Annotated in this window: 12 protein-coding genes and 1 pseudogene; 9 read left to right on the plus strand and 4 right to left on the minus strand. The window is 69.6% G+C overall.

Going from position 1 to position 12,427, the window contains the following annotated elements:
* Positions 1 to 209 precede the first annotated feature (209 nt).
* Positions 210 to 1,418 (plus strand): ferredoxin reductase, encoded by a 1,209-nt coding sequence (locus tag ACZ4EG_RS03160; protein WP_467789326.1) that lies wholly within the window; start codon positions 210 to 212, stop codon positions 1,416 to 1,418.
* 20 nt (positions 1,419 to 1,438) lie between these two features.
* Positions 1,439 to 2,548 carry a fatty acid desaturase family protein gene (locus tag ACZ4EG_RS03165; RefSeq protein ID WP_467789327.1) on the plus strand — a complete coding sequence of 370 codons (1,110 nt, stop codon included), beginning with the start codon at positions 1,439 to 1,441 and terminating at the stop codon, positions 2,546 to 2,548.
* Positions 2,549 to 3,013: 465 nt separating this feature from the next.
* Here the strand turns inward: ACZ4EG_RS03165 and ACZ4EG_RS03170 are convergent, their stop codons facing one another.
* The 4 genes from ACZ4EG_RS03170 to ACZ4EG_RS03185 all read right to left on the minus strand — a co-directional run bounded on the left by ACZ4EG_RS03170 (position 3,014) and on the right by ACZ4EG_RS03185 (position 6,247).
* Positions 3,014 to 4,093 carry a cytochrome b N-terminal domain-containing protein gene (locus ACZ4EG_RS03170; protein ID WP_467789328.1) on the minus strand — a complete coding sequence of 360 codons (1,080 nt, stop codon included), beginning with the start codon at positions 4,091 to 4,093 and terminating at the stop codon, positions 3,014 to 3,016.
* Positions 4,090 to 4,587 carry a hypothetical protein gene (locus ACZ4EG_RS03175; protein WP_453552091.1) on the minus strand — a complete coding sequence of 166 codons (498 nt, stop codon included), beginning with the start codon at positions 4,585 to 4,587 and terminating at the stop codon, positions 4,090 to 4,092. Before ACZ4EG_RS03175 ends, ACZ4EG_RS03170 begins: the two co-directional genes overlap by 4 nt.
* 344 nt (positions 4,588 to 4,931) lie before the next feature.
* The gene (locus ACZ4EG_RS03180; protein ID WP_467789329.1) at positions 4,932 to 5,921 is read right to left on the minus strand and encodes an Acg family FMN-binding oxidoreductase; all 990 of its coding nucleotides are present in this window, start codon (positions 5,919 to 5,921) and stop codon (positions 4,932 to 4,934) included.
* A gap of 152 nt (positions 5,922 to 6,073) precedes the next feature.
* A complete protein-coding gene (locus ACZ4EG_RS03185; protein ID WP_467789330.1) occupies positions 6,074 to 6,247 on the minus strand; it encodes a hypothetical protein in 174 nt (57 codons plus the stop codon).
* Between the two features lie 217 nt (positions 6,248 to 6,464).
* On the opposite strand from ACZ4EG_RS03185, the gene ACZ4EG_RS03190 reads away from it, so the two are divergent.
* The 7 genes and pseudogenes from ACZ4EG_RS03190 (at position 6,465) to ACZ4EG_RS03220 (ending at position 12,255) form a co-directional block, all read left to right on the plus strand.
* A complete protein-coding gene (locus tag ACZ4EG_RS03190) occupies positions 6,465 to 7,004 on the plus strand; it encodes a DUF6448 family protein (RefSeq protein WP_453552098.1) in 540 nt (179 codons plus the stop codon).
* Between the two features lie 196 nt (positions 7,005 to 7,200).
* Complete coding sequence (locus ACZ4EG_RS03195; protein ID WP_453552101.1) at positions 7,201 to 7,464, plus strand: SHOCT domain-containing protein; 264 nt, start codon at positions 7,201 to 7,203, stop codon at positions 7,462 to 7,464.
* Entirely contained in the window at positions 7,461 to 8,087 is a 627-nt protein-coding gene (locus ACZ4EG_RS03200) for a hypothetical protein (RefSeq protein WP_467789331.1), read from the plus strand. The genes ACZ4EG_RS03195 and ACZ4EG_RS03200 overlap by 4 nt, the downstream gene beginning before the upstream one ends.
* A gap of 89 nt (positions 8,088 to 8,176) precedes the next feature.
* Positions 8,177 to 8,452 carry an SCO family protein gene (locus tag ACZ4EG_RS03205; protein ID WP_467789332.1) on the plus strand — a complete coding sequence of 92 codons (276 nt, stop codon included), beginning with the start codon at positions 8,177 to 8,179 and terminating at the stop codon, positions 8,450 to 8,452.
* Positions 8,425 to 8,559 (plus strand): annotated as a pseudogene (locus ACZ4EG_RS03210) (cation transporter); the annotation flags it as partial. The gene ACZ4EG_RS03205 and the pseudogene ACZ4EG_RS03210, both read left to right, overlap by 28 nt.
* Before the next feature lie 324 nt (positions 8,560 to 8,883).
* Positions 8,884 to 9,423, plus strand: a complete 540-nt coding sequence (locus ACZ4EG_RS03215) for a DinB family protein (protein ID WP_453552109.1) — start codon at positions 8,884 to 8,886, stop codon at positions 9,421 to 9,423.
* 252 nt (positions 9,424 to 9,675) lie between these two features.
* On the plus strand, positions 9,676 to 12,255 hold the full coding sequence (locus tag ACZ4EG_RS03220; RefSeq protein WP_467789471.1) for a serine/threonine-protein kinase: 2,580 nt from the start codon (positions 9,676 to 9,678) through the stop codon (positions 12,253 to 12,255).
* Positions 12,256 to 12,427: the final 172 nt, after the last annotated feature.

The raw sequence follows: 12,427 nt of genomic DNA on the forward strand, positions 1-12,427 counted from the left end.
GCGGGTGAGGTGGCGGAATCTGGTTCCGCGTCCGCCACGGGCCGTGTCGTTGTGGTTCTCTGGCGGGACGCCGGCTGAGGCCCGCCACCCGGGGGCCGACGTACGTGACCGAGGCGATCCCGAGTACATGATGCGGGGATGCGCCCGACGAGCCGACGTGTCCGACGCGCCCTGCCCCCGCGTGCCCTGTGCGAGAGAAGGGTTCCCCCATGCCGGTTCCGCGCGCGTCGATCCCGGCGATGCCGTCGGCCGCTTCCGGTACGACGGCCGTCTTCTTCGCCGCTCTCGTCGGTCTCGCCGACAGGCTCGCCGAGTGGAGCGGCGGCCGTGTGCCGACGGCGGTGGGCCGGATCACCGGTGCTCTCGTGAGCCCCCTTGCGAGTCCCCTCGCTCCGGACGACTACCTGGGCCTGATCGACCCGCTGCTGTCCGCCCGCCACCCCTCGGGCCGGGTGATCGCCGTGCGGCCGGAGTGCGCCGGGGCGGCCACGCTGGAGATCCGTCCCGGGCGCGGCTGGGCGGCACACCGGCCCGGACAGTACCTGCCGGTGGGGGTGGAGATCGACGGCGTACGGCACTGGCGTACGTACTCGATCACCTCACCCCCCGAAGCGCCGGGCCGGACACTGACCATCACGGTCAAGGAGCAACCCGGCGGCCGGGTCTCCCCGCACCTCGTGCACCGGACCCGTCCCGGCACCGTGCTCCGACTCGGCCCCGCGCAGGGCGAGTTCACGCTGCCGGAGGATCCGCTGCCGCCGCGGATGCTGATGGTGACGGCGGGCAGCGGCATCACCCCGGTGGCGGGGATGCTGCGCACCCTCGCGCGCCGCGGTTTCTCCGGGCCCGCCCCCGACGTCGTACTCCTGCACAGCGCACCCGGCCCGGACGAGTTCCTCTTCCGTGCCGAACTGGCCGGGCTGGCGGCCCGGTTGCCCTGGCTGAGCGTCCACGCGCGGTACACCCGTACCGCGGGCCGGCTGGTCCCGGAGCACATGGGCGTGCTCTGCCCGGACTGGTACGACCGGGAGACCTGGGCCTGCGGTCCGGACGGACTGCTCGACGCACTGGAGAGGCACTACGCGGCGGCCGGCGCCGGTGAGCGGCTGCGTGTGGAGCGATTCCGGCCGACGCCCGTACGGCCGCAGGACTCGGACGCCTCGGGCGGCCGGATCCGGTTCGAGCGCAGCGGCATCGAGGCCGACGCGTCCGCGTCCATGCCCCTGCTGGAGACCGGGGAGGCGGCGGGTGTGGCGATGCCGTACGGCTGCCGCCGGGGGATCTGCTTCGGCTGCCTCGTTCCGCTGGTCCACGGCCGCGTCCGCGATCTGCGGACCGGTGAACTGCACGGTGAACCGGGTGAGTTGATCCAGACCTGCGTCAACGGAGCGGCAGGTCCGCTCGCCCTCGCCTTCTAGGCCCCTCGAGGAGGCCTGCGATGTCCACAACTGCCGTACCCGCCGTACCCTTTGAGCCGCTCGAAGACCACACGGAGCTGCTCGGCGAGGAGCTCGACCGGATCCGCGCCGAGGTCGTCGCGGCGCGCGGCGCGGAGGACGCCCGCTACATCCGTACGGTGATCGCCGCCCAGCGCGGCCTGGAGACCGGCGGCCGCGCCGCCCTCGCCGTATCCCTCTTTCCGCCCGCCTGGCTCGCGGGCACCGCGATGCTGACCACCGCCAAGATCCTGGAGAACATGGAGCTGGGCCACAACATCCTGCACGGCCAGTGGGACTGGATGGGCGACCCGGCGATCCACTCCACCACCTGGGAGTGGGACTTCCTCACCCCCGCCGACGCCTGGAAACACACCCACAACCACCTGCACCACACCTACACCAACGTCGTCGGCCTCGACCGGGACCTCGGCTACACGATCCTGCGCATGAGCCCGGACCAGCCCTGGCATCCGGTCCACCTCCTCCAGCCGCTGTACACCGCGCTGCTCGCCCCCGTCTTCGAGTGGGGCATCGCCCTCTACGACCTGGAGGCGGACGCCGTCCCGTCCGGCCGCAAGAGCGTGCGGGCCCTCCTCGGCGACCTGGCCGGCCTGGCCGGCAAGGCCGTGCGCCAGGCGGCCAAGGACTACGTCCTCTTTCCCCTGCTCGCGGGCCCGTCCGCGCTGCCCTGCCTGATCGGCAACGTCACGGCGAACGGGCTTCGCAACATCTGGGCGCACACCGTGATCTTCTGCGGCCACTTCCCGAGCGACGTCCTGACCTTCTCGTACGAGGAGGAGCTGCTGGACGGCGAGACCCGCGGCCAGTGGTACCTGCGCCAGATCCAGGGCTCGGCGAACATCGAGGGCGGTTTCCTCCTCCACGTCCTCACCGGCAACCTGAGCCACCAGATCGAGCACCACGTCTTCCCCGACCTGCCCAGCAACCGCTACGCCGAACTCGCGCCAAGGGTGCGTGAGATCTGCGCCCGGCACGGGATCACGTACGTGAGCGGGCCGCTGTGGCGCCAGTACGCGTCCATGTGGGGCCGCGTCCTGCGTCACTCGGTGCCGGACGGGTCCCGGCGTCGCAGGGCTTGGATCGGCTGACGGGCGCGGGCACAGAGGCGGAGAAGTGCAAGCCGCACCAGCCGCACTACCATGGATAGTTGGTTGGCTCACTCTCACGTGCAGCCGCCCGGAAGGGCGACTCCGGCGTGAGCGGACGGTCTGATCGGCGGGCGAGGGCGGTATTCGGGACGCTGATGGGACGCAGGGAATCGGAAGTGGGAGAGGAACCTCCCCTTCGGGGTTCATTTCCTCCCGCGCTTCCCCCATGTCTGCCCGGGGTGTGAAGCCACCGTGAAGGGCGGGGTCGGCCGACGAGCGCGGCAAAGATCCGCGCCGCCTGGACGGCGGATGCGGCCAGCACGAGGCCGCTGATCAGGACGCGCAGAGCCGCGCAGGGTCCCGGGGATGCGCGCAGGCCCTCGTACAGGACGCCCGACGCGCATACCGCCACGGTGGTGAGGGCCCAGAACCAGCGTTGGGCACGCCTTGGGGCGGCGGTGCTCATCAGTGGCCCTTCGGGTTGGCGATCCAGACCTTGACGGTGATCGCGGCGAGCGCCAGCAGCAGGACGGTGGCCGCGCCGAGGGCGAGTTTGCGCTCGCGCCATCGCCGTCTCGGGCTGCGGTCCAGGAATGGCACGAGGAAGATCAGTCCGAAGACGCCCGCGATGACCCATGCGATGGAGGCGACTCCGAACCATTCCTCCATCGGGAAGAACCACCAGAACATCCACAGCGGGCGGGTGATCTCGATGCCCTCGACGGGGGTCGGCCCGACCACGGGCGGCAGCAGCACGCCCAGCATCGACAGCACCCCGAGCAGGACGAGCCCGAAGGCGGCCACACGCCTGAGGTGGGTGGTGAACGGCTCGGACGGCTCGAGCGCGGATGCCGGGATCTCGGGATGCGATGAGATCCTGTGCCGCTTGATCAGCAGGGCGTGCCACACGAAGAGCAGCAGGATCAGGCCGGGGACGATCACCACATGGGCGTTGAACAGGCGCAGCAGGATGGACACCCGGTTCGTCAGTTCGTCGGTGAACCAGATGCCGGCCCCGCCGAGGAGTTCGGCCACCTCAAGATTGTGGACCATGGCCTCGTACCCCTCCTGGTCCCATTTCAGGACCGTGCCGGTGAACACCGCGAGGAACGTGAGCAGGAGCATCGCCGCACCGACGACCCAGTTGCCCTCGCGGGGTTTCTTGTACGAGGCGTGGAAGAACACGCGCAGCAGGTGGAGCAGGGCGAGGACGAACATGGCCTGCGCCGCCCAGAAGTGCAGGCCACGGGCGAAGCTGCCCAGCCACACATCGGCCACCAGGCCGCGTACGGACTGGTTCGCGTCCTCCGGGATCGGTGTGTAGAACTGCGTGATGTAGATCCCGGTGACCAGAAGGATCACGAAGGCCACCGCTGTGATGCCGCCCAGGCTCCACGCCAGGTTGTTCGCGTGCTCGGGCACCGGATAGGTCAGCGCCTTGATGCCCATGCGTTCGTCGACCGCGTCGACGGCGCGATGGAACCACCTGCGGCGGCCCGGCTCCGCCCCGGCCGGGGGCGCTGGGGTCGGTGAGGTGGAGGTCATCGTTTCCTGCCCTCCCCGTTTTCCTCCGCGGCAGTACGGTGCTTCAGTTCCCGGATGCTGTAGCGGGGGCGCAGCCGCACGGACAGCCACAGCCCGACCACGATGGCGAGGAGGGACAACGCGAACAGGGCGGCGTCGCCCGAATCGGCGATGCCGCGGGCCGGCCGGAACTCATCCAGCACCACGCTCGTCCCGGTCTCGGTACCCGTGACCAGGTGCCCGCCTTTCGGAGCGGACGGCAGCTTGCCGCCCAGCGCACGCAGCAGAAGCCCGTTGGCCTCCCCGAGGGAGGCCTTTTCGGGGCCCGGACGCTCGACCACGTCGAGGGCCTGGCGGACGAGGTTCAGGTCGACGCCCTCCTTGTGCGGGGCCTCCAGGGCGTCTTCGACGCGCTCGGCCACCTGCTCCTTGTGGGCGTGGTTGGCGATCAGCGCGATGGCCTGCTCGACCAGCACCGCCGACTCATCGCTCTCCCCGTCATGCGCTTGGGCCACGCCCGGAAGGAGCGGCGGGACGAGGGCCGCGGCCGGAAGTGCCGCAGGAGTCCGGGCAGCGACGCGTGCCAGTACCCGTGGGCCGGAGGAGTACCTGCGCAGGGCGATCGCCCTCCATGGCTCCTGAGGACGTGGCACCGCTTTGACCAACACATGCCGAGTATGAGACGACCCACGAGTATTCCTGGTCACTGACCCGCTGGGCCGACAGCTCGGTTCACCCCCATGGAGGGCGGCCGCAGCCTCGGCCACCGGGGCAGGAAGACGACCTCTCGGGCCTGCGCCGGACGGGGAGACGGTGACGGCTTTCGCGTGGGGACTGCGGGGTGGTCACCTGTCCTCGTTCACGCGATGTCGAGCACTTCTTCCACTCGTCGGCGAGGGGTCCCACGGACTGGGGGGCCGTATCCGAGGCGCAGCACCATCTGCACACAACCCATGGCCGTGGTGGGGTCGCGCGCGAGCCAGCGCAGATCGGTCCACTCCAGGGAGTGGGAGGTGAGGGAGGTGGATATCCCGTGCACGGTGGCAAGGAGCAGGACGCGCTCCAGCGCCTGCCCCGCGCGCAGCCAGTCCTCCATCCCGTCGCCCGCCGTGCTCAGCAGGGCCAGCTGAGGGGTCCGTTCGAATGTGGCCGCCCTGCGTCCGGGCACGGGGCGGCGGCCTGCGAAATCGCGTACCGGAGCCTCGCCGTCCCGTTTGCGGGGCCCGAATGCGTACTCCGGGATCCCGTCCGTGGCCGCACCGGCTTCCTCGGCTCCGATGCGGGTCCAGCGGGCCAGTTCCTCAGTGCGTCCGGCATCGACGGCATCGTGCCCCTCGGCGTCGTGGACCAGTTCCAGCAGCGTCTGCACATGCCAGGGCCCCGGGAAGACCAGGTGGGCTCCTTCCAGCTCCGCGCCGTGGCGGAGAGCGGCCTGCACCTCGGGGGGTATCTCCGTCTCGGTGAACGGCTCACGGTTGGTGTGGCGGCGGTGGATGGCGGGATACAGCTCGGCCAGACCGCTGTCGGAGCGGACCGGGTCCGTCAGCCGCACCGTTGCGAGCTGGCGCGGATCTTTGGGATCCGGCAGCAGTTCGACAGTCGGCTGCCAGCCTGCGTGTACGGCGGCGACCCGCAGGTTGAACAGGGCAGCGCCACAGCCCAGACACAGTGCGCGGTTGTCCGGATCGGAGCGCGGCATCGTACGCGTGAGATCCGCACACAGATGGAACACGCCGCTGGCACGAAGGAACCGGAACCGCCACGGCTGCGCGTTGTACATGGACGGAGCGGCTGTGGCGTCCTTCACGAGCGCCGTCACGGCCTCGGTGTCGAGCCGTTGCACCAGCACCGAAGACCTCCCTCAGCAGGTCCCTTCTTCCCTCCCACTATTCCACTGCCCGGGGGGACGTGCCGGAGGTGATGGCTCCGTCCTGCGTGCGGCCACGCATCGACCCGTCGCAGTCACGCCCCCAGGGGTAATTCTGGTTGTGTCGGCAGCCTTTACAGGCGCGGTCTGCGGCGCAAGGCGTGGGTGAGCTCGGCGGGCTTCTCGTCGGCCTGGGCGGGGTCGGTGCGGGCGGCGTCGGTGAGCAGACGTAGTAGGTGCCGTTTTCGGTTTGCCGGTGCTCGATGGTGGTCGTCCGTCGTGGTCGCCTCCCGCCCTCTGGCCGACACCGCCGACCTGCTCGGTGGCCCCGGCGGACCTGCGGCGCAGACCGCCACCGCAGGTTGAGCTGCCGGGTTCATCGCCGCCGTTGCGCCCTGATCGGCGCCCGCCACACGCACATCCTCGACACTGCTCAGCGTGAACCGGTAGGCGCATCATGATCACGCTGCCCGCGTTCCGGCTCGGTGTGATGCTGGAGGTGAGACTCGGAAGAGGTGACCGGTCATGCCACCGCATTGTGACTCCCTCGACGGTCCCGTTGTTGAGGCTGCCCGTGTGGCCTTGCAGAAGGGAGATGTCACCTACGTCCTGCCCTACGTCTCTGAGGAAGGGGAGCAGGAAGTGCGCGAGGCATTCGGCCTCGCCGGCGAGGCGCGGGCGCTCGGCCCGACGGCCGAGGAAGTGGCCGACCGCTGGTTCTTCGAGACGGTTGTCCGCGTGCACCGTGCCGGGGAAGGCGCGCCCTTCACCGGGCTGAAACCGGCCGGGCTGGACGTCGGGCCGGTGATCCCGGCTGCCGAACGCGCTCTCGATGCCGGCTCCGCGGACGAGCTGACCCAACTGCTGTGCGGGATGGTCCGTGAGCAGGTGGATGCACGGCACGGACACGCCATGGCGCTCAAGGAACATGCCAGTGACGGTGTGGCCGCCGCACGTGAGTACATCGAGGCATCGCTCGGCCTGCAGGTATGGGCCCACGGCCTCTACAAGCAGGCGATCGCCGACCCGCATGCCCATGCCGCGCATCCCCGCCCGAGGGCCTGATTCGCAACCGGCTCCGGAAGACGGATCACGGCGGTGTCTACGCGACCGCGGCCTCACGGCGGTGCGCTGCTCGCCGGAGCCGTCGCCCGAGCGACCCACAGGCGGGACCGAACGGCCCTTGTTCCGTAAACGGGTCCGGATCAGTGTGGACACATACGGGACTCCCCAGAGTACGAGCCCTTTGGAGGTGGGGAGAATGATGTACTGGAACGGCGGCGGCTGGGCCTGGATGATGTTCATGCCGCTTCTGTGGATCGTCCTGATCGGTCTCGTCGTGTGGGCGGTCATACGCCTCACCCACCACCCGGCCGGCCACGGGGACGGCCCCGAGCGCACGTGGCCGCAGCGGGAGACCCCGGAGGAGATCCTCGACCGCCGCTTCGCCTCCGGCGAGATTGACGCGGACACCTATGCCGAGGCGCGGCAGCGGCTGGCGGCTCACCGTGCGAGGCCGCGGTGACCTGGCTGCGGGGGCGCTGGGTGCCGCTGACGGTGCTGGTGGGCGCGCTCGCTGCCCTCATCGTCTCCCTCGTGTGGGTCTCGGGCGCCTCCGGCGGGCCGTCCCGCCACGGACCGATGACGGGAATCGCGTCCCGTGACGGTCCGGTGCGCAGCCTGGCGGACGCCGGCCGCGCGGCAGACCGCTTCGGGAACCGATGGGGCCTGCACGTCGGTGAGGTGATGCGGTTCACCAACGGCTACTACGCCGAACTCCTCGACCCCCGCGGCAAGGGCGCCACCGAGGTGCTCATCGACCCCCGCAGCGGCGCTGTCAATCTGGAGTTCGGTCCCGCCATGATGTGGAACACCGCCTACGGCATGATGCCGGCCCGCACCGGCAGCAGGGCGGCGACGATCGGCCCGGAGCAGGCGTCGCGCATCGCCGACCGCTGGCTCGAAGAACACCGGCCGGGCCTGCGCGCCGCCGAGCCTGAGGACTTCCCCGGCTACTACACCCTGCACACCCAGCGCAACGGGAAGACCGTCGGCATGCTCTCGGTCAACGACCGGACCGGGGATGTCTGGTACCACACCTGGCACGGCCGCTTCATCGAGATGCGAGAACCAGCCGACAGCCAGTGATCCGCAAGCGCTGAGCGGACAGCCGTCGACCGGGGGCGTCGATCGTGACCTGCGTCCGCCTTGCACGGCCGCCGGAGTTCACGCCGGCGATGGTACGGAGCCAGTACGGCACGAGCCGGCCCGGGAAAGTCCGGGACAAGACCAGCGCGGTCTTCGTCTCCACCGACCCTGAACGCGACACCCCCGAGGTGCCGGACCAGTGGCTGGCCTCCTTCGACAACAGCTTCGTCGGCCTGACCGGTGACCTGGGACAGGTCAAGACAGCCGCGAAGGGACTCGCCGTCACCGTCGAGCACCCCGAGCACCACCACGACGGCACCGTCACCTCCAGGATGTCGCCCTCGTCATCGCCGCGCTCGCCGTGAAGGAAGGCCAAGACGCCTGGCAGGGCAAGGGCTGCTGCGCGGCCCCGGCCGCCGGCCCGGAGACGGACGCATGCGGCTGCCGCCCCGGCTGCGCGTGCTGCAACTGACCGTCCACCAGCACGAAACGCGCCCCCGGCCGCACGCCGGGGCCCGCTTCGCGTTCAAGACGTCGGACTGCAACCGCCGGCCAACTCGATCGCCACCGTCTTCGGCGCCCGTGTCCTCAGCGCGCTGCTCGGCCCGGTCCCCGGCGTCCACTTCAACCCGGCTCAGATCGTCGGCGCGCCGCGTGGCCGCCAAGCAGTCCGCCTGACACAGGGGGCCATGTGTATCTTCCCGCCGAACTGGTCGGAGGTGAGCTTTGCTGTTGCCCCGGCCCTGTGGCCGGAGCATCATCGCAGCCTCACAGCGTCGAGCGGGAGCGGCAAACCATGGCGAGCGCGCATCCGATGGACCGGAACGCCGTGTACGACGACTACGAGCGTGCCCGGCAGACCTTCCATCGTCTGCTGGAGACGGCCGGTGAAGCGGACCTGGGCAGACCGACTCGCGGAACCCGGTGGACCAACGAGCAGCTGCTCTGGCACATGCTCTTCGGCTACATGCTGGTCCGCGTACTGCTGGTCCTGGTACGCGTCTTCGGATGGCTTCCCAGCGGCGTTGGCAGGGCGTTCGCTCACCTGCTGGATGCCGCCACCGTGCCGTTCCACTTCATCAACTACCTGGGTCCGGTAGGAGCGGTGAAGGTCTGCGGGCCTCGCTGGATGGCTGCCATGTTCGACCGAGTCGTCCGTTCCCTCAGCCGCCGACTCGCCGCGGAATCCGAGGCTGACCTGGCCCGCGGCATGCACTATCCCGTCCGGTGGGATCCGTTCTTCCGTGACTTCATGACGCTCGCGGACATCTACCGCTATCCGACCCAGCACTTCGACTTTCACCACCGACAGCTGACTTTCGAAGAAGGTGACTGACACTCCAGTTGATCGCTGGGCTGCGGCGTGCGACAAAGACCGTTGCGCGTCCACCCGGCGCCCCTCGCCTGACCGGCGAAAACGTCAGAGATGGACGTTGATCGGCAAGGACCGCCAAGCCCCCTGAAGGACTCATGACCAGCGTGGCGGCCCCGCTTCACTCAGTCAGACCAGGGCCTCGCCTCTCACTCTCGCAGACCGGAGCATCTACGCTGGCCTTGCCTGTGACGGAGGGGGAGCGCAGTGCTGAACATGCGGCTGCACCGGCAATTCCGCTACATCCACGAGCCCCTGCCCGTCGACGACGACGCGATTCCCGTCCTCGGTCACGAAGAACTCGTCGCGACGCTGCGAGAGCGGCTGGTCTACTCACACGGCGGCACCTTCCTGGTCAGCGGATTCCGGGGAGTCGGCAAGTCGACGCTCGTACTGCAGGCGCTCTCCGCCGCGGCATCCCACTATCGACGGACCGGCAAGCACGAGCTGTTGAGCGTGCACCTGAACATCGCGCGGAGGATGGAGGGCGACCAACTGCTCTTCGCCGTCGTCCGGCGCATCTTCGAGACGCTGGACGACAAGGGCCTGCTCAAGCAGCTGCCGCACGATGTCCAGGAGGCCCTGCTGCTCGCCTACACCCGTACCTCGCTGTCCTTCAAGCAGACGCAGTCGGAGGGCAACGAGCACGGCGGCACCATGGGCTTCGGCCTCCAGAAGGGCCCGCTCGCGTCCGTGTCACCCACGCTGAGCCTGACGGGCCGGCGGACGAGTGCCCGTGCGACGGAGGCCTCGTTCCTGGCCTACTCCGAGACGGACGTCGAGCACGACCTCGTTCGGATCATCCAGCTGCTCGGCGGCGTCCAGGGCCGTACGACCACGCGCCGGCGACGCCTCCGCCGCCGAGAGCGGCGCCGGCTGCTGGTGCACCCCGTGATCGTGCTCGACGAGGTCGACAAACTGACCGACAACTCCGAGGAAGCACTCGGTCACCTTGAGACACTCCTCGGCACGCTCAAGAACGTACTGACCGCACGCGGCGCCCACTTCATCCTGGTGGCCGGCCCCGATCTGCACGACCAGGCACTCAGGGACGCGGACCGGGGCAACGGCGTGTACGAGAGTGTCTTCAGCTGGCGGATGTATGTGCCCTGCCTGTGGACGGCACCCGAGCGGCTGATACAAGGGCTCGTCGCGGCCCGGCGAGCGGAGATCGCGCGTATGCACGGACCGGCGCGCCCCATGCCGAGGAACTGGCAAGTGGGCGAGACCTGGCTCGGGAACATCTCCTCGGACGAGCTGCACCACGAGCCGGAGGGACTCGGCACGCTGATCGAGTATCTGCGGTTCAAGTCGAGGGGCGTACCGCGCAGACTCCTGCAGGAGCTCAACGCCCTGGTCGAATGGGACAGTTCGGGCGACCCCATGCTCCAGGTGCCGGACGAGGACTGGCAGCGGATGCTGTTCTACGGCCACCTGGAGTCGGTCGTGTCCGGGGCGGTGTCCACGGACCCGACGAACGCACTGGCCCCGTTGCCGATCGACAACGACCGGTGGCGTCTTTGCGGTTATCACGTGGTGGACTGGGCCCTGCGGAGCCGGGGCCGGGTGTTCACAATGGCGGAGATCACCAGCGACGGGCAACTGGACCCGTTACTGCGGGTGGACGGCCCGACGGTGACGCGGCTGCTACGACACCTGGTGCGCAGCGGAGTTCTCGAAGTGGCGAGCGAGGGCGACCGGCCCGACGCCACCGAGTACGGCAATCCGGCGGATACCCGCGTCACGTACTACCGGCTCACCGACGCCTACTGCCGGCGGCTGGCCGGCTTCGCGTGGCACAGCGAGAGCGAGCGCGCGGACCTGCGGCTGCCGGCACCGCCACTGACCACTCCCTGGGACACCACGGCCGCGAACCTGCGCACTCCCGCGGCCGCGGGCGCGACGGGAGCGGGCGGCTCACCACTTGTGCCGAGCGCCGCGGTGCCGCCGGTCACGCGGCTGGGCGACCGCTACGAGGCGCTCGTTCCGATCGGGTCGGGCGGGATGGGCGTCGTCTACCGGGGGCGCGATCTGCGGACCGGCGAGGCCGTGGCGATCAAGCTGCTGCGCCGCGAACTGACGATGGACGAGACCATGCTGGCCAGGTTCCACCGCGAGGCCAGGATCGGGATGCGGATGCGGCACCCCAACATCACGCACACGATCGAGATCGTCGAATCTCCGGAGCACGCACTGATCATGGAGCTGATCGAGGGGCCCGTACTTGCCGACGTCCTCGCCGAGCAGGGTGCGCTGCCTCCCGAGGAGGCCGCCCGGATCGGAAAGGACCTCGGTGAGGCTCTGCGCTACATGGATTCCATGAGCCTGTACCGCATCGACATCAAACCGTCGAACGTCGTCCGTCACCCGACCCGCGGTGCTGTGATCGTCGACCTCGGTCTCGCCCGGGCCCTGGAGGAAGCGGGCAGGCAGTTGACGCAGACCGGCGTTCTGATCGGGACACCGAGCTTCATGGCGCCGGAGCAGATCCTCGGCCGTGAGGCGGACATCAGATCGGACCTGTTTGCCCTAGGCGCACTGCTCTACCGGTGCGTGTCCGGCCGGCTGCCCCACGACAACGCCAGCCACGCCAGCATTTTCTACACCATCGCGCATGAGGACATCTCGGTGGACGGCCTCCCGGTCTCGCCTGCCCTGCGCAACGTCCTGCGCACCTGCCTGGCCCGCGACCCCGATCTGCGCTACCAGAAGCCGCTGGACTTCCTCGCGGAGCTGGCGACGACACCGGAGTTGCGGGGGGAGGCGGGGCCGCAGGCAATGCCGGACGCGGGGTGACCCGGGCGCACGCACCGACGGCCTCCCCAGCGTTCGCGTACGGCAGTTGTGACGGCCCGGTCCAACAACCAAGCCCGGCCCATGACTTGATCTGCGACTGTCATGGTGCGGTCAAATCTTCAATCAAGCCTCCCTGGGTCCGGCAAAGGGGTCTACCCGCATAGAACAGCCG

This window comes from Streptomyces sp. NPDC025638, from assembly GCF_055558775.1.